Genomic DNA, 21,543 nt, shown 5'->3' with positions numbered 1-21,543 from the left:
GGCCGCCGGATCAGTCGCGGACGAGCAGCCGAACCTTGCGCAGCAGTTCGACCGTCTCGAACGGCTTGCGCAGGACCGCAACCTCGGGACTGGCCACCGTGTCGAGCTTGTCGGACTCGGCAAAGCCGGTGACGACCAGCGCCGGGAGTGCGGGCCATTCGGCGCGGGCGGCGCGGATCACATCGGCGCCGCTCATCCCCGGCATCGCGAAGTCGACCACGAGCAGATGCGGTTCCATGCGACGGACCAGTTCCAGCCCGGCATTGCCGCTGTCGGCCTCCTCGACCGTGGCGCCGGCGGAAACCAGCATCTCGGTCAGCGTCGAGCGGACCTGAGGATCGTCGTCGACAAGCGCAATCCGAACCCCCGAAAGGTCGAACCGCGTATCGGCACGCGTATCATCGTCGACCGCGCGGCGGGGCTGCGCTGCGGCGACGCGCAGCAGCAGCGTGACGCGCGTTCCCTCACCCGGCCGGCTTTCGATCTGAAGCGAGCCCCCCGACTGGCGAAGCACGCCGAATGCCATCGAAAGGCCCATGCCGGTGCCCTTCCCGACTTCCTTCGTCGTGAAAAAGGGTTCGGCAGCGCGCGCCAGCACTTCGGGCGACATGCCGACGCCGCTGTCGGCAAGCGTGAGCGCGACATAATCCCCGGCGGGAAGGTCCGGCGCGACGATGCCGCTCCGCCGCTCGGCCGAAATGGTCAGCACCCCGCCATCGGGCATGGCATCGCGGGCGTTGAACGCGAGGTTGAGGATCGCCAGCTCGAGCTGGAGCGAATCGGCCTGGACATTCCAGGTGGGATCGATCGGCAGCACCCGCACCTGTCCCAGCGGCGCGACGGCCCGCTCGACCAGGCTGCGAACGCCGCCCACAAGCTCGCCCAACCGGACCGAGGTGACGTCGAGACGCTGCTTGCGCGAAAAGGCGAGAAGTTGCCCGGTCAGCGTACGTCCGCGCTCCACCGCATCGAGTGCGCTCGCGCTCCACCGCACGACGCGATCGGCGTCGCCGGGCTTGCGCGCGATCAGTTCAAGGTTGCCGGCGACCGCCTGAAGCAGATTATTGAAATCATGCGCGATGCCGCCGGTCAGTTGCCCCACGGCCTCGAGCTTCTGCGACTGCAGCAACGCGGCCTCCGCCGCCTGGCGTTGCGCAACCTGACCACGCAGTTCCTGGAGCGCGTCATCACGTTCGCGAACCAGGGCCGCCAACTGGTCGTTGTCCGCACGGAGCTTTTCCGCCGACGGCAACGCGGCAGCCCTCGGCAGCAAGCGCCACAGCGCAACGGCAGTCGTCAGCCCCGCCCCGGCGACGGCGACCCGAATCACGGCATCGACCCAATTGGCGCCGGCGATCAGGATTCCGATCGTCATCACATGCGTCATGGCGCAAGCGACCAGAAAGGCCGCGAAACACCAGAACATCCAGCCGAAGGCGACATCGCGACGGCTGCGCACCAGCCGAACCAATGCGAGCGCGATCGAGATGAAGGCAGCAGCGGTCAACAAGTCCGCCAGCGCGTCTGTCCAGAATAGGCTGGCGGGAAGCGCCGCCATGTGGCCAAGCGCAGCGCTGCCATCATGAGCGGTGGCGAACAGGTCCGGCATTCCGCGATCCCCTCAACGCGGGGTCAACCCGCGCCAGTGGGGCGTCTTAGTGTAATCCGGTGACAAACGAAACCTAAGGGGAATGCCAGTATTGCTCGTCGCGCGTCGTGGGATCCGCCCGCATCCTTCGGTAATCCGTCACAAATGCTGCGACAGATCCGGCGTTCGTTGCAGCGACGGAACAACCGGCAATCTTGCGGGCTAGTTCCACCGACAGCGCAATCGACGTCCCTCACTTGCGCTTTGACGCGCCCATTCGATCAGTTGCAGTCCGTTCACCGCGTCCAGCGGATCCACCGGCGGCGGGGCACCGTGGCGAAGGCAAGCGCGGACGCCGGCATAAAAGCGGCGATAGTCTCCGCGTTCGGACAGTACGCGCTGCCGGCTTCCGTCGGCGAGCGTCAGCACGCCATGCTGTTCCGGCGCCTCGATTCCGAAGTCGGGCTGGTCAGCGCGATGCTGCGCCCGCAACACCGCCTCCTGCGGGTCGAGTCCCTGCTTGCGAAAGCTTCCACGCAGCCCATGAAGCGCAAAGCGCGGGCGTGGCTCCGCCACGATCGGCGCCGACGCCAGTTCGACGCGGCGCGTGCCATAATGCAGCGTCAGATGAAAATAGTCGTCGACCTGCGAACCTGCCCGCTGGGCACCGATATCGGCGTCGATCGCATCGGGCAGACCGAACATCTGCAACGCCTGGTCGACCAGATGCGGCCCGAGATCGATCAGGACACCCCCGCCCTTGCCCGGCGCCTCGTGCCAATTGTCACGCAGCGCAGGGCGATAACGATCCCAACAGGCACTCGCCAGCAGGATCTCGCCAAGCACTTCCTGATCGAGCAGGCGCTTTACCGTCAGGAAATCGCTGTCCCACCGCCGGTTGTGGAAGATGGTGAGCATTCGCCCGGCGGCACGCGCTGCCGCCGCCAATTCGCGCGCCTCTCCGCTATCAAGGGCGATCGGCTTGTCGATCACCACATGCTTGCCCGCCTCGATCGCGGCACGCGCATAGGCGGCATGGCTGTCGTTCGGGGTGGCGATGATGACCAGTTCGATGTCGGACATCGCCAATACGGCCGCAAGCTCGGGAACCACCAGGGCCCCGGGGGCATCGGCCTCGACTTGCGAGCGCCGCGACGTCACGACGGCACCAAGCGCAAACCCCTCGCTCGCACGGACCAAGGGAGCATGAAATGCGCGTCCCGCCAGACCATAGCCAACCAGCGCCGTTCGAATCATCGCTGTTCGTCCCTTACCTTCGCGACCTACAGGCGTCGCGCCCGCAGCGCGGGTTCGATCGCCGCAATCATTGCGTCGTATCCCGCCTCGTTCGGCTCAACGCCCTCCCCCGCAAATTCGCGCCGTATCCCGCCGTCGGCGTCGGCCAAGGCGTTCCAATAGTCGATCCAGGCCGCGCCGGTGCGCAGCGCCTGGACACGAAGCGCCTCGTTCAGCGCGCGGACCGCGCCTGCTGCATCGACATCGGGCCGCGACGGGAAACCCCGTGCAGGCGGCACGGCGCCGATCATCACCGTCATATGATTGGCCCAGGCGATCTGAGTCATCATGCGCAGATTGTCGACGATGCGTTCGATTCCCGCCGGGCTGGGATCGGATACCAGGTCTTGGGCGCCGCCGAGCAGATGAAGAAAGCGCGGCTTGAGCGCGACGACATCGGCCATCATCCGCAGCAGCATCTGTCCGGTCTGCTGTCCGGCAATACCCCGCGCCACACGGCCGGCACGAAAGAAATCGGGCCGGCACGACATCCAGCTCGCCGTGAGACCGTCGCCCAGAAACACGATGTTGACCGGCGCCTTGGTGGCCAGGACCGTCCGGTTGCTCTCCGAATAGTGGTCGAGCCCTGCCCAATCGCGATCGGCGGGACACCCCGTCCCGACCGGCAACGGCCTTGCGGGCTCCTGAAGCCGTGGGCTGCCATGCGCAGCGATCGGCAAGACCGCGGCGCCCATGAGCAACGTGCGTCGGACGATCAACATGCCACTCCCGTTCCGTGCCGCAGCCCTTCTGGCGGCTGCGCTCCATCGCTCACGCACTATGCGTTGCCGCGGTGACGAGGCAAGCAAGCGCGACGTAACGGCATCTTTGGGCGCATTCGTGTTGGCGGTGCAATCGGCGCTCGCACTTGCACATATTCTTCGCCTATTAGGGATCGGCTGGCTGCCTGGGCTGTTCCCAGCATTAAGGAGTAAGTGCTTGTGAAGTTGCGCGGGAATTGCGTTGGAGCGGGACATTGGTCGATCTGGATGACGGCACTGGCCGCTGTTCCCATGAGCCCAGCCCTTGCCCAGCAGCAGCCCGCGGCGAACAACACGCCGCCCGCCCCGATCGCTCCGGTGCCGGTGCAGACGATGCCCCTGCCGACGCTCAGCGCCGCCCAAGCCGATCAGCTCGCACAGGCCCTTGCGCAAGCCGGCTATTCGCAGGGGCTTCGCCACGACAGCCCGACACCGGCACGCCCCGCGGACAACGATGCACTGGTGCGCGCCGCCCTCGACTATGCCCGCGCGGTGCATTCGGGTCGGCTGGACGCGAGCGATTTCGACACCAATTGGGGGCTGCGCCCGCCGGCATTCGATCCGTTGCCCGGCTTTACCGATGCCGTGCGCCGCGACCGGATCGCGGCTTGGCTACGCTCGTTGCCCCCGCCCTATGCAGGCTATGACGGGCTGCAGAAGGGCCTGATCGCCTATCGGCAGATCGAGGCGAACGGCGGCTGGAACAAGCTTGCCGCGGGTCCCGACCTCGCGCAGGGGGCGAGCGGCGCGCGTGTGGCGGCGCTGCGCAAACGCCTCGCGGTGGAGGATCCCGAGGTATCGCCGACCGGCGACAGCTTCGATGCGGCGCTGAAGGAAGCCGTCGTGCGCGCCCAGCGGCGCTATGGCCTCAACCCCACCGGCGTGGTGTCGACGGGTACGCTCGCGGCATTGAATGTTTCGACGCGAGACCGCATCCGGCAGATCATGGCGAACATGGAGCGGTGGCGCTGGTTGCCGGCGCAGCTGCCCGCCAAGCGAATCCAGGTCAATATCGCCGCAGCCGTTATGACTGTTTTTGAAGGTGATACACCGATCTTTTCAATGAAGGCCGTAACCGGACGCCCCGGCAACGAAACGCCGATGCTCCAGTCGCGTATCCATTCGATCGTGCTCAATCCGCCGTGGAATGTGCCGACGAGCATCGCAACGAAGGAATTGTGGCCCAAGGGCGACGCCTATTTGCTGCGGAACGGCTACAAGATCATCGGCACCGGGCCGAACCGCCGGCTTCAGCAGCAGCCGGGACCGCGCAGCGCGCTGGGATTGTACAAGTTCGATTTTGACAATTCTTTCTCGGTTTATCTGCACGATACGCCGGCGCAGGCCGGATTTTCGCGGTTCAGCCGGCTCGAGAGCCATGGCTGCGTGCGGCTGGAAAAGCCCGCGCAACTGGCACAGCTGCTGCTTCGCAATGACCCCAACTGGCAGCCCGATCGGATTCAATCCGTGATCGTTGAGGGGAAAACCACGCGCGTTTCGCTGCAAGAACAGGATAAAGTCGCGGTGTTCCTGCTCTATTGGACGGCGTTCGCAGGAACGAATGGACAGATGAACTTTCGCGACGACCCCTATGGCTGGGATCGCGCGCTCGCCGAGAAGATCGAGCGCCGATCGGCCATCACCGCAGCCGTCGCGGCGCGCTGACACATTGAGAGGGAGATTGGGATGAAGCGCTTTGCACGGACCGCGCTGGTCGTCGCGGCGGCGGTCGGGCTTGCGGGCGGACTCGCCGGATGCGGGTCCAGCGACGAACAGGCGCCGCCGCCGCCCAACATGGAAGGAATCGACATTGCGCCGGACAATGGCGTCGAGGCCAATGTCATCACCGAGGCGCCGGCAGCCAACCGCATCGACAACCTGACCGCCGAGACCCCGCACCGTAACGAAAGCGAGGCCCACGCAAAGCCGGTCGTATCGGAAACCGAGCAGGTCCAGGACGACGCCGCGGCAACCGGCATGACCGCCCGTGTGGCGCGCGAAGACAGCGCCAACGAGACCGAAGCGGGACATTAACCAACCGCAAGGCAAATATTTCGCTATTGTTTCAGTCGAGATACTTGCTTACATTCGCAACATCCGGTCGAAATCGTCGATCGGGCGGAGCCGGACGGCGTTTAACTCCCTTTTCCGTCGTCCGGCTTTCGCCATAGAGCGAAGCCTCTTCGCGCCAGATTCCACCCAGCCGCCAGCGCATCATCGTCAAAGGATTGCCTGCCGCCGGGCCGATGGGGACCCGCCCGGCAGCAGGCGCGGTGGCGGGCGCAGCGCGCTCCACCACCAAAGGGTTTCAGCGATGCGTTCGGCGCGTCGGGCGCCTACGGTTGACCACGAGCTGCGGGTTGCGCGCCCGGGCAATGCTCGCCATCAGCAGCGAACGCTGCGCGGGCGTAAAGCCCGCTGCCTCGAACGCGTCGCATTCGGCGGGAGCAACGTCGTTACCATCGTGCCATGCCAGCACCGCGAAGCGCCGGAGCGCCTCCAGCCGCGCATCGGCGAGACGCGGATTGGGGCGCTGTCCGCCGAAGATCATGCCCAGCGCAACCGCCAGCCGCCCCGGCGTCGCCAGCGAGCGGCGGCCGTCACGGCGCGCAATCGCGATCACCTGCCATTCGAGCGCGGAGAAGGTCGCCTGTCGGACCGACGGCGCACCACGGCGGCCGCCGTCAAGAAGCGAGCGATCCTGCGCGGGATCGAAGGAAAGATACGCCATCAGCAGCCTCCATCGCCCACCACCGGGCAGGCGAGTTCCGTGCGCGGCCGTCATCGCGCCGCATGAGAATGTCGTTGAAGGGCAAAGCCGCGGGCCCGCCCCGTTTTCGTACCATTCGGTATATAAATGCGGAACGGCACCGTCAAGCCGTTTCCTACCGGCCGATACAAAAAGGTCAACGCGATATTCGTCCCTGGACCAGCGTCGTGAACACGTCGCCGCAGGAGCGCGCGAAAACGTTGCGAAACTGCAACGCCTGGCGAAGATCAGGGTTAAACTGAACTGACCAGTACGCCCACATCTTGACGCGTTCCCGACGTCAGCCTAGCGGAATGTACCCCCCAGTACGGTTATTGCCCATGTTCGTCCCCCCTTCCCTGACCGGCCAGCCGATCGACGCCCCCGCCGATGCAGGCCGCAATCACCTTCCCGCGCCGCTGTCCGAACTCGAACAGATGGCTTTGGCGATCGGTCTTCGCGACGCGGCGGCCGACGCCGGCTGGATCCGCTTCGTGCCGCGAGCCTTGCGCGGGCTGCTGCGCCACCCGACGCTGCCGCTTTCGCGCCCGGCGCTGGAGGCACTGCGCGGCTATGCCCACCATCGCGACGGCCGCAATACTACGGCCGCCGGGAACGCGCGGGCGGCATTGATCGAACATGGCCACGACGTCGATCATGTCGACCAGATGATCGCCCGGTTGCGCGCCGAATAGCTGCTCGCGACGGCGGCGGCCGCATCGCACCCGGTCTACGTATTTTACCGGGAGCCGCGGTTATCCGCACTGCAACGGGCGGAAGGCAGGGATGATTGTCCCCGCCCCAATGCAGGACCTTCCCCGTGCTTCTCCCGCTCCAGAACGTCATTCTCGAGATGGTGGCGAAGGGAGAATCGCTGCAGCGGATCACCGACCGACTCTGTCACGAGGTTGCGGCCCTGTCGCCCGAGGTCGTGGTCAGCGTCCTCACCGTCGACGGTGCCGGGCGGCTGCATCCGCTCGCGGCGCCCACCCTGCCCGACCATTACCAGCAGGCGATCGACGGCATGGCGATCGGTCCGCGCGCGGGGTCGTGCGGCACGGCCGCCTATCTGCGCGCACCGGTGGTCGTTACCGATATCGAGACCGACCTGCGTTGGGCCCGTTACAAGTCGCTGGCTTTGCCGTTGGGATTGCGCGCCTGCTGGTCGACGCCGATCTTCGGCACCCGCGGCCATGTCATCGGCACCTTCGCCTTCTATTACCGGACCTGCCGCGGGCCGACCAAATTCGAAAAGTCGCTGGTCGCCACCTGTGTCCATCTCTGCGCGATCGCGATCGAGCATGATCGGTGGTGCGCCGAGCAGGAGCACCGCGCGCTTCACGACGCGCTGACCGGGCTGCCCAACCGCGCGGCCTTCACCGCCGCGATCGAGGCGCTGTCGTGCGAGGAGCCGGGCAGTTGGGGTGTCATGCTGGTCGATCTCGACAATCTGAAGACCGTCAACGACACGTTCGGCCATGGCGCCGGTGACGAGTTGATCCGCCACGCCGCGACGGCGATCGCGCAGGCGACGCTGCCCGACAAGACGTTCCGTCTGGGCGGCGACGAGTTCGCGGTGGTCGTCCAGACCCCCACCGCGCTGGAGAATATGGAGGCCGCGGCCGCCCATCTCCTCGCCGCGCTCGAACAGCCGACCGCGCACGAGGGACATTTGCTCGTCCCGCGCGGGACGATCGGCGGCGCCACCCTGGGCCGCGAGGATCGCACCCCCGAGTCGGTACGCCGCAATGCCGATTTCGCCCTGTACCACGCCAAGGAAACGCGCCGCGGCGGCTTCATCCGATACTGGCCCGGAATCGGAACGCGGATGCTCCGGCGGCTCGAGTCGGTCCGACGCGTCGAGATGGCGCTCGCCGAGGACCGCGTGATCGCGCATTACCAGCCGCTGTTCGACCTGCTGACCGGACAGATCGTGGGTTTCGAGACGCTGTGCCGGATTCGCGAGGGCGACACGATCGTCGCCGCCGCAGGATTTCAGGACGCATTGCACGACGGCCAGATCGCGACGGCGATCACCGAACGCATCCTGAGCAGCGTGGCGGCGGATCTTGCGCACTGGCGGACGATGGGACTGCCCGCCGTTCCCGTCGCGCTCAATCTCGCCCCTGCCGACTTCCGCGCGGGCCAGTTGCCCGGGCGAATCGCGCAGGCGATGGCCGCACGCGGCGCGCCGCTCGACCAGCTTGTCGTCGAGGTGACCGAGGCCGTCTATCTCGGCCCCGGCGAGGATGCCTTTGCCGAGACGATCCGCGAGCTTCGCGCCTGTGGCATCGGCGTCGCGCTCGACGATTTCGGCACCGGTTTCGCCTCGCTCACGCACCTTCTGACGGTGCCGGTCGACTATCTGAAGATCGACCGATCGTTCGTCGCGCAACTCGTTCACAGCCGCGCGAGCCGCGCGATCGTCGAAGGGGTCATCCACATCTCGCGCGAGCTCGACATCCGCGTCACCGCCGAGGGGATCGAGACCGAGGCGCAGGCCCAGGCACTGCGCGACATCGGCTGCGCGATCGGCCAGGGCTATCTGTTCTCGCCGCCCGTCGACGTCGAGGCGGCCACGACGATGCTGCGCGCCAGCCCGAGCATCGTCGCGCGGACGAGCAAGGGCAGGCGCCGCGAGCCGCAGGTGCCCCTGATCCACTGATCCACTGATCCATTGATCCACTGGCGCCGGCGGCGATCGATGCCGCCGGACGCGCGCGATCGACAGGGTGGCCCTCGGCGACCCGGCTCCCGGAAAGATGCACCTTCGCCACCTCGACAAGCGACGGCGCCATCATATCTTGGCGGCTCCACCAACCAAGATCACAGGATGCCATGCCGCAGAGCCAGACCGTCAACCGCCAGTGGACGCTTGCGCGTCGCCCCGTCGGCGAACCCGATTCCGAAACGCTGCGCCTGGTCGAGAGCGCGGTACCGCAGCCGGCGCCGGGCGAGATGCTGTTGCGCACCGAATATCTGTCGCTCGACCCCTATATGCGCGGCCGGATGAGCGACGCCCCCTCCTATGCCGCACCCGTCGAGATCGGCGGCGTGATGGTCGGCGGCACCGTCGCGCGGGTCGTTGCGGGGGATGTGCCCGGCTTTGCACCGGGCGACTGGGTGCTGAGTTTCAGCGGCTGGCAGGACTATGCGCTGTCGAACGGCCAGGGCGTGATCAACCTCGGCGCGTCGCCCGAACGCCCGTCATGGGCGCTGGGCGTGCTCGGGATGCCCGGGCTGACCGCCTATGCCGGCCTGACGCAGATCGGCGAGCCCAAGCCGGGCGAGACGCTGGTCGTCGCCGCGGCGACCGGCCCGGTGGGCGCGACGGTGGGGCAGATCGGCAAGATCCTCGGTTGCCGGGTCGTCGGCGTGGCCGGTGGCACCGACAAATGCGCCCATGCCGTGGATACGCTGGGTTTCGATGCGTGCATCGACCATCGCGCGGATGATTTTGCCGAACAGCTCAAGGCCGCCTGCCCGGAGGGAATCGACATCTATTTCGAGAATGTCGGCGGCAAGGTGCTCGACGGCGTGCTGCCGCTGCTCAACACGCGTGCGCGCCTGCCGTTGTGCGGATTGATCTCGCAATACAACGCGACGCGGCTGCCCGATGGCCCCGACCGGCTCAACTGGTTGATGGGGCTGGCGCTTCGCAAGCGGCTGACGATCCGCGGCTTCATCGTGTTCGACGACTTCGGGCACCTCTACCCCGAGTTCGTCCAGCGCGTCGGCGGCTGGGTCGCCGAGGGGCGCATTCGGTATCGCGAGGAAGTGATCGACGGGCTCGAGAACGCGCCGGAGGCATTTGTCGGGCTGTTGCGCGGGGAAAACTTCGGCAAGCGCGTGATCCGCGTCGGCACCGACGCCTGAACGCGAGGGGTGCCCGCCTTGCCGGGCGCCCCTCTCCCGCAGGAAAAGGCCTGACAACAGAAACGGCGCTCCGGTTTCCCGAAGCGCCGTTTCGTTTTTCATCGCCTCGATGGGGCCAGGCAGCGCCGGTCAGGCCGCGTCGCCGGTCTTTTCCTTCTTGGCATAGACGCGGACCGGTTCCTTGCGGCCGTCGACCACGTCCTTGTCCACCATCACCTCGTCGACCCCGACCATGCTCGGCAGGTCGAACATCGTGTCGAGCAGGATGCCCTCGAGGATCGAACGCAGGCCGCGCGCGCCGGTCTTGCGTTCGATCGCCTTCTTGGCGATCGCGGTAAGCGCGTCGTCGGTGAAGCCGAGGCGCACGCCCTCCATGTCGAACAGCTTCTGATACTGTTTGACCAGCGCGTTCTTCGGCTCGGTGAGGATCTTGATCAGCGCCTCGACGTCGAGGTCCTCGAGCGTCGCGATCACCGGCAGACGGCCGACGAATTCGGGGATCAGGCCGAACTTGAGCAGATCCTCCGGCTCAGTCTGGCGGAGCAGTTCGCCGGTACGGCGCTCGTCGGGGGCTGCGACATGCGCGCCGAAGCCGATCGACTTGCCCTGCAGACGGTCGCCGATGATCTTCTCGAGGCCCGAGAAGGCACCGCCGCAGATGAACAGGATGTTCGTCGTGTCCACCTGCAGGAATTCCTGCTGCGGGTGCTTGCGGCCGCCCTGCGGCGGAACGCTGGCGGTGGTGCCTTCCATCAGCTTGAGCAGCGCCTGCTGCACGCCTTCGCCCGACACGTCGCGCGTGATCGACGGATTCTCGGCCTTGCGGCTGATCTTGTCGATCTCGTCGATGTAGACGATGCCGCGCTGCGCCCGCTCGACATTATAGTCGGAGGCCTGGAGCAGCTTGAGGATGATGTTCTCCACGTCCTCGCCGACATAGCCGGCTTCGGTAAGCGTGGTGGCATCGGCCATGGTGAACGGCACGTCGAGGATGCGCGCCAGCGTCTGCGCCAGCAGCGTCTTTCCGCAGCCGGTAGGGCCGACGAGCAGGATGTTCGACTTGGCGAGCTCGACATCGGCACCCTTGGCGCCGTGGTTCAGCCGCTTGTAATGGTTATGCACCGCGACCGAGAGAACGCGCTTCGCCTTCTTCTGGCCGATGACGTAATCATCGAGCACGTCGCAGATTTCCTGCGGCGTGGGGACGCCTCCGTCCTTCTTCGACACCAGCGCGGACTTGGTTTCTTCGCGGATAATGTCGTTGCAGAGCTCGACACACTCGTCGCAGATGAAAACGGTCGGGCCGGCGATGAGCTTGCGGACTTCGTGCTGCGACTTTCCACAGAACGAGCAGTAGAGCGTGCTCTTGGAGTCGCCGCCGCTGAGCTTGGTCATTCAATCCATCCTTTACGCGCCGAACGCGTACAATACCCGCCATCCTACACGCGGGAGTCCGTCCGGCAAACCATAATCGGTACCGCGGCCCGCGGTTCCGTCCGTCCGCGGACACAGGGTCCGCGAACGGATATCATAGCAGATTTTACGAAGCGGCCGGGGCGCTGGCGTCGTCGCTCGGCACCGGGCGCTTCTCGTACACCTCGTCAACCAGGCCGAATGCCTTGGCTTCGTCGGCCGAAAGGAAGGTGTCACGGTCCATCGCACGCTCGATCTTTTCGAGCGGCTGGCCGGTATATTTGGCATAGAGATCGTTCATCCGCTGACGGATGCGCAGGATCTCCTTCGCCTGGATCTCGATGTCCGACGCCATGCCCTGCGCACCGCCCGACGGCTGGTGAACCATGATGCGCGCATTGGTGAGCGCGACGCGCATACCCGGCTCGCCGCTCGCCAGCAGGAACGACCCCATCGAGGCGGCCTGCCCGATGCAGACGGTGCCGACCTTGGGGCGGATATACTGCATGGTGTCGTGGATCGCCATGCCGGCCGTCACCACGCCGCCCGGCGAGTTGATGTACATCCAGATGTCCTTCTTCGGATTTTCCGATTCCAGGAACAGCAACTGGGCGGTGATCAGCGAGGCCATGTTATCCTCGACCGGGCCGGTCACGAACACGATCCGCTCACGCAGCAGGCGCGAATAGATGTCAAAGCTGCGCTCGCCGCGGCTCGACTGTTCGATGACGATGGGAACGAGGCCGTCGGTGATCTGACCGGAAAGCGGGTGCATGTAGCGATTTCTCGTGATGTTGTGTTTGCCCGGCCCAACATCGGGCCTCCGGCGCCAAGGCGCAAGGGGGGATGCGGCGAAAGCGGATATCCCCTGCGGCACGCGCGACCTGCCGTTAACCACTTGCCGATATAGCGGGGCCGTGATCGCCACCCTGTCCCATTTCACCAGCGCGGCGCCGACGCCCGGCGGGCGCCGCGGCGTGGCGGCGACCTCGCCCCGCGGCCGCGTCGACGGAGGCGGGAACGGAGACAGGCGCTTTTTCGTCCTCGTCGCGCTGGCGGGCATCGTCATGCGCCTCTTGCCGCTCGTCGGCCTGAACGGCATGGCGGGCTTTCAGGGCGCAGGCGAGGCGACGCTGACGGCACGAACGCTGGCGGCAACCGGCGTGTTCGGCGACCCCTATTTTGCGGGACAAGGGCCGACGGCGCATCTGTTGCCCGTCTCCCCGACGATCGCCGCGCTGTTCTTCGCCGCTTTCGGCTATGCGAAGCCGCTTGCCAATCTGGGGCTGCTCGGCTGGTCGTTGTTGCAGACCTTTGCTGGCTATTGGCTCGTGCAGCGGTTGGCCTCGCCGTTGCGCCTGTCGCCGACCACGCAGCGCTGGGCATTCGCGCTGATGTGCCTGGTGCCGGTCTACCTGCCGCAGGAAGTCGTCGATTTCCGCTATTGGGAGGGCGCGCTGGCGGTATGCCTAGCGATGCTGGGCCTGCACCGCATCCTGCGCCTGACCGAGATGGATGAAGTCGCGCCGAGGCAGTTGGCATATGGCGCGGCGCTTACCGCAGCGACCTTTTTCGTGAGTCCCATCGCCGGGGCCGCGCTCTATCTGTGCTGGGCCTGGTTTGCCGTCACGCGGCTGCCGTGGCGCCGCGCGCTCTTCCTTGCCGCCAGCGCGACCGCGGCGCTGGTGCTTGTCCTCGCGCCTTGGGCGATCCGGAACACAGTCGTTCTCGGCAGCCCGGTGCTGATCCGCAGCAATTTCGGGCTGGAACTCGCCATCGGCAATCACCCCGGCGCCGACGACCCGTCGCGCGCGCCTGCGGACCGCTATGCAACGCGTCTGGCGAGCATACACCCCTATCACAACGCCGAGGCCCGCGCGCAGATGCGCGCCGCAGGCGGCGAGGTCGCCTATTCGCGGCAACTGGGCGCCGTCGCGGCCCAATGGATCGCCCGGCACCCGCTCCGCTTTGCAACGCTGGCGGTCGGACGGGTACGCGATTTCTTCTTCCCCCCGGTGTGGGAAATGTACTTCACCGGCACCGATCACATGATGGTGCCCCGCGCGGTCATCCTGTGCGTCGTCGCGATGCTCGGCCTCGCCCGGCTGGCAATCGGCCTGTCGCGACGGGAGAGCGGCTTTGCGACGGTCGGCCTGTACCTGATCGGCGTCGCCCTGCCCTATGCGCTGGTTCAGCCGATCCCGCGCTATTCGTACCTGGCCTATGGACTGCTGATGCTGCTTGCGGTCGATCTGATCGTCAGAACGACCGCCGGCAAGCGGCCTGTCGCCGATCAGGCCTGAGGACCGCGCAAGGCGAGATAGGCGAGCCGCCGAACCTCCTGCCGGCCCCGCACCACGGTATCGAGGATCAGGCCCGCGAACAGGTTGAGAAAGGCAAGGATCATCAGCCCGGTAACGAGCATCGCCGTCGGAAACCGCGGAACCAGCCCCGTTTCGAACCAGGTGACGAACAACGGCACCGCGAGTCCGAGCCCAACCAGCATGAACAGCGCCGCGATCAGCCCGAAGAAGAGCATCGGTCGTTCGATCCGATACAGCGTCGCGATCGTCCGCGCGATCCGCAACCCGTCCGAATAGGTGCTGAGCTTCGACACCGATCCTTCGGGCCGCGCGAAATAACGCGTCTCGACCTCGCCCACGGGCATCTTGAGTTGCAGTGCGTGGACGCTGATCTCGGTCTCGATCTCGAACCCGGCCGAGAGCACGGGAAAGCTCTTCACGAATCGCCGCGAAAACAGTCGATAGCCCGAAAAGATATCGGTGAAGGTGCGGCCGAACAGCCGGGCGAGAATGCCCGTCAGCGCACGATTGCCGAAACGGTGCCCGCGACGATAGGCCGCCTGTCCCTGCTCGACCCGGCAACCGACGACCATGTCGAGCCCCTCTTCCACCAACCGCGCGATCATCGCCGGGGCAGCGGCAGGGTCGTAGGTCGCGTCGCCGTCCGCCATCAGGTAAAGGTCGGCTTCGACATCGGCGAACATCCGCCGGACGACATGCCCCTTGCCCTGCATCCGTTCGGTGCGGACGACGGCGCCGGCCGCACGCGCCACCTCGACGGTGCGGTCGCGGCTGTTGTTGTCGTAGACATAGATGGTTGCGCCGGGCAGCGCGGCACGGAAGCCGGCAATCGTCTGCGCGATCGCCGCTTCCTCGTTGTAGCAAGGCAGGAGTACCGCAATCCGCGGTTCAGGACTGGTCATGGCGATGCCTTAGCCCCTCGGTGCCCGATCGGCGAGAGGGAAGCGCGTGGCCCGGTGTCTCGTCCAGCGCAGAAATGGCGAAGCGGCGCCGTCCCTAGCCGGCGCCGCTCCTACCTGTCGCCGCACGCGCCCTCGTCGCGTGCGGCCCGTCCCGCCCGGGGCGGTGACGGAAAGAGGATTATTCCTCGGTCTTCTTCTTCTTGGCGGCGGGCTTCTTGGCCGGCTTGGCCTCCTCGCCTTCACCTGCCTCGGCGTCGTCGGCCTTCTTGGCGGCGGCCTTCTTCTTCGGCGCCGGGGCAGCCTCAGCCTCGCCCTCGGCCGGTTCGGCATCAGCCTTCTTCTTCGCCGCAGCCTTCTTCGCCGGCTTGGCCTCTTCGCCTTCGCCCGCCTCGGCCTTCTTCGCCGCCTTCTTGCGCGGCTTGGGGTCGTCGTGGTCGTGCGTGTGCGTGCCCGACGCGAAACCGTCGTCGCTCTCGATCGCCGCTTCGAGTTCCTCGCGCGTCACTTCACGATCGCTGATCTCGGCCTTGTCGAAGAGGAAGTCGACGACCTTGTCCTCGAACAGCGGCGCACGCAGCTGGGCAGCTGCCATCGGCTCCTGCTGGATATACTGGATGAAGCGCTGACGATCCTGCGGGCCGTACTGCTGCGCAGCCTGTGCGATCAGGCGGCTCATCTCGGCCTGCGTCACCTCGACGCCATTGGCGGTGCCGATTTCCGAAAGGAGCAGGCCCAGACGCACGCGGCGCTCGGCGATCGCGCGATAATCGTCGCGCTCGGCTTCCAGTTCGGCCTTGGCCGCCTCGGCATCTTCCTCATGCTCTGCTTCGTGCATGAGCTGGTGCCAGATCTGGTCGAACTCGGCCTCGACCATCGACGGCGGCACCGGGAAGTCGTGCCCGGCCGCGAGCTGGTCGAGAAGCTTGCGCTTCATGTGCGTGCGCGTGAGGCCATTGAGCTGCTGCTCGATCTGGCCCTTGAGCAGACCCTTGAGCTGCTCGAGATCCTGCAGTCCCAGGTTCTTCGCGAACTCGTCGTCGATCACCGTCTCGCCGGCGGTCTTCACCGCCGTGATTTTGAGCTCGAAGGTTGCGGGCTTGCCGGCCAGGTTGGCGGCGCCGTAATCTTCGGGGAAGCTGACCTCGATCGTCTTTTCGTCGCCGGCCTTCACGCCGACGAGCTGGTCCTCGAAGCCCGGGATCAGACGGCCCGAACCGATCTCGACCGACATGTCGGTGCCGGTGCCGCCGTCAAAAGCGACGCCGTCGACCTTGCCGACGAAATCCATCGTCACCTGATCGCCCTGGGCGGCCGCGTGACCTTCCTCGGCGTCGTTCCAGCGCTTCTGCGTGCTCGCGAGCTGCTGAAGCTGTTCATCGAGTTCGGCGTCGCTCACCGGGACGGTGAGGCGCTCGAGCTTCAGCCCCTCGATCGACGGGGTCGGCACATCGGGAAGCACTTCGAGCTCGACAGTCAGCTCGGCATCGGCGCCGGGTGCATAGTCGCCCTCAAGCTTCACCGACGGCTGCATCGCCGGACGCAGCTTGTGCTCGGTGATGAGCTGCTGAATGCCGTCCTGGATCGAGCTGTTGAGCGCGTCCTGCGTCAGCGCCTCGCCGTGCATCTTGCGGATGAGGTTGGTGGGAACCTTGCCGGGACGGAAGCCAGGCATGCGAACCTGGGGCGCCACGCGCTTCACCTCGGCGTCGACCTTGGCGTCGATGTCCGCGGCAGTGATCTTCAGCGTGTAGGCGCGCTTCAGGCCCTCGTTCAACGTCTCGACAGTCTGCATTCTCACGCTTTCTCAAAGAATCGGAATTGCGGCGTTCCCTCATCAGTCGCGGGGGACTGGTGCGGGCGAAGGGACTCGAACCCCCACATCTTTCGATACTGGAACCTAAATCCAGCGCGTCTACCAGTTCCGCCACGCCCGCAGGGGGACACCGCCGGTCGGCGGGCTCTATAGCAGTCATGGGCTTGGGGGCAAGTGCGAAGCAACCTGTCGGGGTTGTACCGCGTTGGGAGCGACAGCAGGAGAATGTCCGCCATGCCCGTCGAACCGCCGATTCCGCCCGTCAGTCCACCGGCACCGCCGCCGGAGAACCCGCCGGCAACGACACCCGGCCCGCCCGATGCGCCGACGCCCGAAATCGAGCCCCCCGCCCCCGACATCGATGTCCCGGCGCCGCAGCCGGACGTTTCGCCCGGCGTGGCGCCGGGAACGCCGATCGCCTGATCCCCCCGGAGTCCCGCGCATGCCTCCCGAATTCCGGCGGATGCGGGGCAAATCAGGGAGCCGGCGCGGCGGGAGGAGCCGGAGGCAGTCGACGCACCGACACGATCCGCACGGGCGCGACCGGCACCTGTCCCTTGAAGCTGCCCTGGATCGCCTTGTCGGGCGCGACCGGCGCGTCGAAGATGCGCATCACCACATCCATTCCTTCGACGACACGGCCGAAGGCCGCATAGCCAAGATTGTCGCCGGGGCGCGCGGGGTCGGCATCGAATGACGGCTGGTCGCCGACGCTGATCGTGAATTCACCCCGCGCCGTCCCCGGCGCGAAGCGGCCGATCGACAGCGTGCCGTCGAGATGGCGCAGCCCGGTGCGCGTCGTCGGCTCGTGCCGGATGGCCGGGTAGATGCGTTTGGGATCGTTCTGGACGCCGAACTGAACGAAGCCGAAATGGTCCGCCACCTTGACGGTGCGATAGAACTGCATGCCGTCGAGGCGACGCGAATCGACATATCGAAGGAAGTTGGCGGCCGTGACGGGCGCCTTCCCGGTTTCCACCTCGACGACGATCCGCCCGAGCGTGGTGGTGATCGCAACACGCGCGGGCGAAGCATTCGGCGTCGGCGCGGTCTGCGCGACTGCCGCCGACGGCAAGAGCGTGGCGACGGCGAGCGCCCCGAGGATAGAACGGCGAAGCAAGGCGGCACCTCCGGCGTGAGTCATCGGGCCAGCCTAGCCAGCACCGTCCGGCACCTCCACCCCTTTTGCCGCGAGGGAGCGAGGGAGCGACGGCGTGCCCGGCCATAGCCACGCACGCCGCCCGCGAACGCGCTTAGCCGAGCGCCTTTTTGAGCAGTTCGTTGACGACGGCAGGATTGGCCTTGCCGCCCATCGCCTTCATCGTCTGACCGACGAAGAAGCCGAACAGCTTGTCCTTGCCGCCGCGATATTCGACGACCTTGTCCTCGTTGGCAGCCATCACGTCTGCGATCACCTTTTCGATCGCGCCGGTATCGCTCGTCTGCTTGAGGCCGCGCTCCTCGACAATCTTGGCCGGGGCGTCGCCCGTTTCCAGCATGATCTCGAACACTTGCTTGCCCAGCGTGTTCGAAAGCGTGCCGTCGGCGACGAGCGCCAGCAGTTCGGCGCCGTCTTCGGGGCTGACGGGGCTCTCGTCGATGCTCTTGCCCAGACGATTGAGGGCGCCGTAAAGGTCCGAAATCAACCAGTTCGACGCCGCGCGAGCCACCTCCGGCTCGCCCTTGCCCTGGATACGCGCACTTTCGGCGAGCAACGCTTCGAACCAGCGCGCCGTCTCGGCCTCGGCCGTCAGCACGGCTGCATTATAGGCCGGAAGACCGAGCGCCGTCTGGTAACGCTCGCGCTTGGCATCGGGCAGTTCGGGAAGGCTGCGACGGCATTCCTCGACGAAACTGTCGTCGAGTTCGAGCGGCAACAGGTCCGGATCGGGGAAGTAGCGATAATCGTGCGCATCTTCCTTCGACCGCATCGAACGCGTCTCGCCGCGATCGGGATCGAACAGCCGCGTTTCCTGGACGATACGGCCACCCGACTCGAGAACCTCGACCTGGCGGCGCGCCTCGAACTCGATCGCCTGCATCACGAAACGGACCGAGTTGACGTTCTTGGTCTCGGTCCGCGTGCCGAACGGGTCGCCGGGCTTGCGCACCGAAACGTTGACGTCGGCGCGCATCGATCCCTGATCCATGTTGCCGTCGCACGATCCGACATAGCGCAGGATCGAACGCAGCTTCGACAGATAGGCGCCGGCCTCTGCCGGCGACCGCATGTCGGGCTTCGAGACGATTTCCATCAGCGCGACGCCGGCGCGATTGAGATCGACATAGGAGCGCGTCGGGTGCTGATCGTGCATCAGCTTGCCGGCGTCCTGCTCGACATGGATCCGCTCGATGCCGATCGTCTTGACCTCGGCGTCCGGGTCCTTCTCGTCGAGGCTGATCGCGATCGCGCCTTCTCCCACCAGCGGGTGGTAGAGCTGGCTGATCTGATAGCCCTGCGGCAGATCGGCGTAGAAATAGTTCTTGCGATCGAACCGCGACCATTTGTTGATGACCGCGCCCAGCGCGATGCCGGTGCGGACCGCCTGGCGGATGCACTCGCGGTTGGGAACGGGAAGCATTCCCGGCATGGCGGCGTCGATCAGCGACACCTGCGTGTTGGGTTCGGCGCCGAAGACGGTCGCCGCACCCGAAAACAGCTTGGCGTTCGACGTGACCTGGGCGTGAACCTCGAGGCCGATCACGACCTCCCATTCGCCGGTGTCGCCTTTGATACGATAGGTGGATTCAGTCATCTCTTCGATCCGTGTGCCTGGCACCGCCGCGATGCGGTGCCGGTGCCTTTGCGTTCCAGCCAGTATCGTCCGGGCCGGGTGGGATCAGGCGCAGATGCATGCCCCTGCCCCACCGGCCCAGGCGTTCACCACCAGGCCTCGGGACGCGCGGTGAAGCCCGCGCGCTGCTCGATTGCCAGCCCGGCATTGAGCACGCCCTGTTCGTCGAGCGCCTTGCCGATGATCTGAAGCCCGAGCGGAAGCCCCTGCGCATCGAGCCCGCCGGGCACGCTCATCGCCGGCAGCCCGGCCAGGCTTGCCGGCACCGTGAAGACGTCGTTGAGGTACATGGCAAGCGGATCGGCCTGCTTTTCGCCCAACGCGAAGGCCGCGCTGGGCGCGGTCGGCGTCAGCAGCAGATCGCACTGCTCCCACGCGCGTTCGAAATCGCGCGCGATCAGCGTCCGCACCTTTTGCGCCTGGGTGTAATAGGCATCGTAGAAGCCGGCCGAGAGCACATAGGTGCCGATCAGGATGCGACGCTTGACCTCGTCGCCAAATCCCGCCGCGCGGGTGGCGGCGTACATTTCCTGAAGGTTCTGGCCATCGGCGAGTTCGCGCAGACCGTAGCGCACGCCGTCATAGCGCGCGAGGTTCGACGACGCTTCGGCCGGCGCGATGATGTAATAGGCGGGCAGCGCATATTTGGTATGCGGCAGGCTGACCTCGACGATCTCGGCACCCGCGTCCTTCATCCAGGCAATGCCGCGCTGCCACAGGGCATCGATCTCGGCGGGCATGCCGTCGACACGATATTCCTTGGGGATGCCGATCCGCTTGCCGCGCAGGTCGGCGTTGAGGCCCGCTTCCCACTGGGGAACCGGCAGATCGAGCGAGGTCGAATCCTTGGGGTCGAAGCCCGCCATGTTCTCGAGGAGGATCGCGCAATCGCGCACATCGCGCGCCATCGGGCCGGCCTGATCGAGCGACGATGCGAATGCGACGACGCCCCAGCGCGAACAGCGGCCATAGGTCGGCTTGATGCCCGAAATACCGGTGAATGCCGCCGGCTGGCGGATCGAACCGCCGGTGTCGGTGCCGGTCGCCCCCGGACAGAGGCGCGCCGAAATCGCAGACGAACTGCCGCCCGAAGAGCCGCCGGGCGCGAGCGGCGCCGTATCGCCGTCGTTGCGCCGCCATGGCGAGATGACGTTGCCGAAATAGCTCGTCTCGTTCGACGAGCCCATCGCGAACTGGTCGAGATTGAGCTTGCCGAGCATCCCCGCACCCGCTTCCCACAGGTGCTGCGACACGGTCGATTCATAGACCGGCTTGAAGCCTTCGAGCATGCGGCTCGCCGCGGTCGTCTGCACGCCCTTGGTCGCGAACAGATCCTTCATGCCGATCGGCACGCCGGCCAGCGGCTTGGGCGCTTCCCCCGCCGCGCGGGCGCGATCGGCGGCGTCGGCAGCAGCCAGCGCATGTTCGGGGGTTTCGACGATGAAGGCATTGAGCGCCTTTGCGCCTGCCACGCGCGCATTGAATGCCTCGGCAACCTCACGCGCCGAGAAATCGCCGTTGCGGAAACCGTCCCGGAGACCGGCAACGCCCAAATCGGTCAGTTCGCTGCTCATTCGACCACCTTCGGCACCGTAAAGAAACCATGCTCGCCCTGCGGCGCATTGGCGAGGACGGCCTCGCGCTGATCGCCTTCGGTTACGACGTCGGCACGCAGGCGCAGCGTGTTGGGGATGACCGCCGTCATCGGCGCGACATCCCGCGTATCCACTTCGCCCAGCTGCTCGATCCAGCCGAGGATGTTGTTGAGTTCGGGCGCCAGCCTTTCGGCATCGGCGTCGCTGATCGCGATGCGCGCGAGGCTCGCGACCTTCTTCACGGTGTTGGTGTCTACGGACATGCCCTGCGGCTAGCATCCCGCACGCGCAGCACGCAACGCTATTCGCAACGATCGTCCGCGACCACGGCGTCCCCGACGGCCGAGGCAAGACGCCTCCCCGGGCGAGCGCATCACACGGTTGCAAACTTGGCACGCAGCAGGCACGGGATCGCAGTTGCGCCTTCATGC

General features: G+C 66.3%; 19 protein-coding genes and 1 tRNA gene. 7 read left to right on the top strand and 13 right to left on the bottom strand.

What is annotated here, in order from left to right; translation table 11 throughout:
* Positions 1-10: 10 nt before the first annotated feature.
* From ACT3CF_RS06035 to ACT3CF_RS06025, 3 genes are all read right to left on the bottom strand, one after another.
* Positions 11-1,558 (bottom strand): response regulator, encoded by a 1,548-nt coding sequence (locus ACT3CF_RS06035; RefSeq protein ID WP_478421380.1) that lies wholly within the window; start codon positions 1,556-1,558, stop codon positions 11-13.
* A 252-nt stretch (positions 1,559-1,810) separates the two neighbouring features.
* Entirely contained in the window at positions 1,811-2,845 is a 1,035-nt protein-coding gene (locus ACT3CF_RS06030; RefSeq protein WP_478421110.1) for an oxidoreductase, read from the bottom strand.
* A gap of 26 nt (positions 2,846-2,871) precedes the next feature.
* Positions 2,872-3,606, bottom strand: coding sequence for a GDSL-type esterase/lipase family protein (locus ACT3CF_RS06025; RefSeq protein ID WP_478421109.1), 735 nt, complete (start codon positions 3,604-3,606; stop codon positions 2,872-2,874).
* Positions 3,607-3,897: 291 nt separating this feature from the next.
* On the opposite strand from ACT3CF_RS06025, the gene ACT3CF_RS06020 reads away from it, so the two are divergent.
* Positions 3,898-5,310 (top strand): L,D-transpeptidase family protein, encoded by a 1,413-nt coding sequence (locus ACT3CF_RS06020; protein ID WP_478421108.1) that lies wholly within the window; start codon positions 3,898-3,900, stop codon positions 5,308-5,310.
* A gap of 21 nt (positions 5,311-5,331) precedes the next feature.
* Complete coding sequence (locus ACT3CF_RS06015) at positions 5,332-5,679, top strand: hypothetical protein (RefSeq protein WP_478421107.1); 348 nt, start codon at positions 5,332-5,334, stop codon at positions 5,677-5,679.
* 274 nt (positions 5,680-5,953) lie between these two features.
* Here ACT3CF_RS06015 and ACT3CF_RS06010 read toward each other — a convergent pair whose 3' ends face one another.
* Complete coding sequence (locus tag ACT3CF_RS06010; RefSeq protein WP_478421106.1) at positions 5,954-6,376, bottom strand: hypothetical protein; 423 nt, start codon at positions 6,374-6,376, stop codon at positions 5,954-5,956.
* 359 nt (positions 6,377-6,735) lie between these two features.
* Here ACT3CF_RS06010 and ACT3CF_RS06005 point away from each other — a divergent pair, with 359 nt between their 5' ends.
* The 3 genes from ACT3CF_RS06005 to ACT3CF_RS05995 all read left to right on the top strand — a co-directional run bounded on the left by ACT3CF_RS06005 (position 6,736) and on the right by ACT3CF_RS05995 (position 10,270).
* Complete coding sequence (locus ACT3CF_RS06005) at positions 6,736-7,089, top strand: hypothetical protein (protein WP_478421105.1); 354 nt, start codon at positions 6,736-6,738, stop codon at positions 7,087-7,089.
* Positions 7,090-7,214: 125 nt separating this feature from the next.
* Entirely contained in the window at positions 7,215-9,059 is a 1,845-nt protein-coding gene (locus tag ACT3CF_RS06000; protein ID WP_478421103.1) for a bifunctional diguanylate cyclase/phosphodiesterase, read from the top strand.
* Positions 9,060-9,232: 173 nt separating this feature from the next.
* Complete coding sequence (locus ACT3CF_RS05995; RefSeq protein ID WP_478421101.1) at positions 9,233-10,270, top strand: NADP-dependent oxidoreductase; 1,038 nt, start codon at positions 9,233-9,235, stop codon at positions 10,268-10,270.
* 129 nt (positions 10,271-10,399) lie between these two features.
* On the opposite strand, the gene clpX is transcribed toward ACT3CF_RS05995, so the two are convergent.
* Together clpX and clpP are read right to left on the bottom strand one after the other, a co-directional pair.
* Complete coding sequence (gene clpX / locus ACT3CF_RS05990; protein ID WP_478421099.1) at positions 10,400-11,665, bottom strand: ATP-dependent Clp protease ATP-binding subunit ClpX; 1,266 nt, start codon at positions 11,663-11,665, stop codon at positions 10,400-10,402.
* 145 nt (positions 11,666-11,810) lie between these two features.
* The gene (clpP, locus tag ACT3CF_RS05985; protein WP_478421097.1) at positions 11,811-12,458 is read right to left on the bottom strand and encodes an ATP-dependent Clp endopeptidase proteolytic subunit ClpP; all 648 of its coding nucleotides are present in this window, start codon (positions 12,456-12,458) and stop codon (positions 11,811-11,813) included.
* Positions 12,459-12,600: 142 nt separating this feature from the next.
* Between clpP and ACT3CF_RS05980 the strand changes: the two genes are divergently transcribed.
* Positions 12,601-13,986 carry a hypothetical protein gene (locus ACT3CF_RS05980; RefSeq protein ID WP_478421095.1) on the top strand — a complete coding sequence of 462 codons (1,386 nt, stop codon included), beginning with the start codon at positions 12,601-12,603 and terminating at the stop codon, positions 13,984-13,986.
* Here ACT3CF_RS05980 and ACT3CF_RS05975 read toward each other — a convergent pair.
* The 3 genes from ACT3CF_RS05975 to ACT3CF_RS05965 form a co-directional block, all read right to left on the bottom strand.
* Positions 13,977-14,909 carry a glycosyltransferase family 2 protein gene (locus ACT3CF_RS05975; protein WP_478421093.1) on the bottom strand — a complete coding sequence of 311 codons (933 nt, stop codon included), beginning with the start codon at positions 14,907-14,909 and terminating at the stop codon, positions 13,977-13,979. The two genes, ACT3CF_RS05980 and ACT3CF_RS05975, sit on opposite strands and share 10 nt — an antisense overlap.
* Positions 14,910-15,087: 178 nt before the next feature.
* Positions 15,088-16,701 (bottom strand): trigger factor, encoded by a 1,614-nt coding sequence (tig, locus tag ACT3CF_RS05970; protein ID WP_478421092.1) that lies wholly within the window; start codon positions 16,699-16,701, stop codon positions 15,088-15,090.
* Between the two features lie 57 nt (positions 16,702-16,758).
* Positions 16,759-16,843, bottom strand: a tRNA-Leu gene (locus ACT3CF_RS05965).
* A gap of 113 nt (positions 16,844-16,956) precedes the next feature.
* Between ACT3CF_RS05965 and ACT3CF_RS05960 the strand changes: the two genes are divergently transcribed.
* Positions 16,957-17,145: a hypothetical protein gene (locus tag ACT3CF_RS05960; protein WP_478421090.1), complete on the top strand. Its 189-nt coding sequence runs from the start codon at positions 16,957-16,959 to the stop codon at positions 17,143-17,145.
* A 52-nt stretch (positions 17,146-17,197) separates the two neighbouring features.
* On the opposite strand, the gene ACT3CF_RS05955 is transcribed toward ACT3CF_RS05960, so the two are convergent.
* The 4 genes from ACT3CF_RS05955 to gatC form a co-directional block, all read right to left on the bottom strand.
* On the bottom strand, positions 17,198-17,842 hold the full coding sequence (locus ACT3CF_RS05955; protein ID WP_478421088.1) for a peptidylprolyl isomerase: 645 nt from the start codon (positions 17,840-17,842) through the stop codon (positions 17,198-17,200).
* Positions 17,843-17,975: 133 nt separating this feature from the next.
* The gene (gatB, locus tag ACT3CF_RS05950; RefSeq protein ID WP_478421086.1) at positions 17,976-19,478 is read right to left on the bottom strand and encodes an Asp-tRNA(Asn)/Glu-tRNA(Gln) amidotransferase subunit GatB; all 1,503 of its coding nucleotides are present in this window, start codon (positions 19,476-19,478) and stop codon (positions 17,976-17,978) included.
* Between the two features lie 125 nt (positions 19,479-19,603).
* A complete protein-coding gene (gene gatA, locus ACT3CF_RS05945) occupies positions 19,604-21,091 on the bottom strand; it encodes an Asp-tRNA(Asn)/Glu-tRNA(Gln) amidotransferase subunit GatA (RefSeq protein ID WP_478421084.1) in 1,488 nt (495 codons plus the stop codon).
* Complete coding sequence (gene gatC, locus ACT3CF_RS05940) at positions 21,088-21,375, bottom strand: Asp-tRNA(Asn)/Glu-tRNA(Gln) amidotransferase subunit GatC (protein ID WP_478421082.1); 288 nt, start codon at positions 21,373-21,375, stop codon at positions 21,088-21,090. The genes gatA and gatC overlap by 4 nt, the downstream gene beginning before the upstream one ends.
* Positions 21,376-21,543 lie beyond the last annotated feature (168 nt).

It is taken from the genome of Sphingomonas chlorellae, assembly GCF_056485145.1.
The sequence above is the reverse complement of the archived record's forward strand: the minus strand, read 5'-3'. Positions and strand labels throughout refer to the sequence as shown.

What these genes read in the sequence shown, in the direction of transcription:
- ACT3CF_RS06035 (WP_478421380.1), bottom strand. Translation starts at nt 1,558, where the DNA reads ATGGCGGCGCTTCCCGCCAGCCTATTCTGGACAGACGCGCTGGCGGAC.
- ACT3CF_RS06030 (WP_478421110.1), bottom strand. Translation starts at nt 2,845, where the DNA reads ATGATTCGAACGGCGCTGGTTGGCTATGGTCTGGCGGGACGCGCATTT.
- ACT3CF_RS06025 (WP_478421109.1), bottom strand. Translation starts at nt 3,606, where the DNA reads ATGTTGATCGTCCGACGCACGTTGCTCATGGGCGCCGCGGTCTTGCCG.
- ACT3CF_RS06020 (WP_478421108.1), top strand. Translation starts at nt 3,898, where the DNA reads ATGAGCCCAGCCCTTGCCCAGCAGCAGCCCGCGGCGAACAACACGCCG.
- ACT3CF_RS06015 (WP_478421107.1), top strand. Translation starts at nt 5,332, where the DNA reads ATGAAGCGCTTTGCACGGACCGCGCTGGTCGTCGCGGCGGCGGTCGGG.
- ACT3CF_RS06010 (WP_478421106.1), bottom strand. Translation starts at nt 6,376, where the DNA reads ATGGCGTATCTTTCCTTCGATCCCGCGCAGGATCGCTCGCTTCTTGAC.
- ACT3CF_RS06005 (WP_478421105.1), top strand. Translation starts at nt 6,736, where the DNA reads ATGTTCGTCCCCCCTTCCCTGACCGGCCAGCCGATCGACGCCCCCGCC.
- ACT3CF_RS05995 (WP_478421101.1), top strand. Translation starts at nt 9,233, where the DNA reads ATGCCGCAGAGCCAGACCGTCAACCGCCAGTGGACGCTTGCGCGTCGC.
- clpX (WP_478421099.1), bottom strand. Translation starts at nt 11,665, where the DNA reads ATGACCAAGCTCAGCGGCGGCGACTCCAAGAGCACGCTCTACTGCTCG.
- clpP (WP_478421097.1), bottom strand. Translation starts at nt 12,458, where the DNA reads ATGCACCCGCTTTCCGGTCAGATCACCGACGGCCTCGTTCCCATCGTC.
- ACT3CF_RS05975 (WP_478421093.1), bottom strand. Translation starts at nt 14,909, where the DNA reads ATGACCAGTCCTGAACCGCGGATTGCGGTACTCCTGCCTTGCTACAAC.
- tig (WP_478421092.1), bottom strand. Translation starts at nt 16,701, where the DNA reads ATGCAGACTGTCGAGACGTTGAACGAGGGCCTGAAGCGCGCCTACACG.
- ACT3CF_RS05960 (WP_478421090.1), top strand. Translation starts at nt 16,957, where the DNA reads ATGCCCGTCGAACCGCCGATTCCGCCCGTCAGTCCACCGGCACCGCCG.
- gatB (WP_478421086.1), bottom strand. Translation starts at nt 19,478, where the DNA reads ATGACTGAATCCACCTATCGTATCAAAGGCGACACCGGCGAATGGGAG.
- gatA (WP_478421084.1), bottom strand. Translation starts at nt 21,091, where the DNA reads ATGAGCAGCGAACTGACCGATTTGGGCGTTGCCGGTCTCCGGGACGGT.
- gatC (WP_478421082.1), bottom strand. Translation starts at nt 21,375, where the DNA reads ATGTCCGTAGACACCAACACCGTGAAGAAGGTCGCGAGCCTCGCGCGC.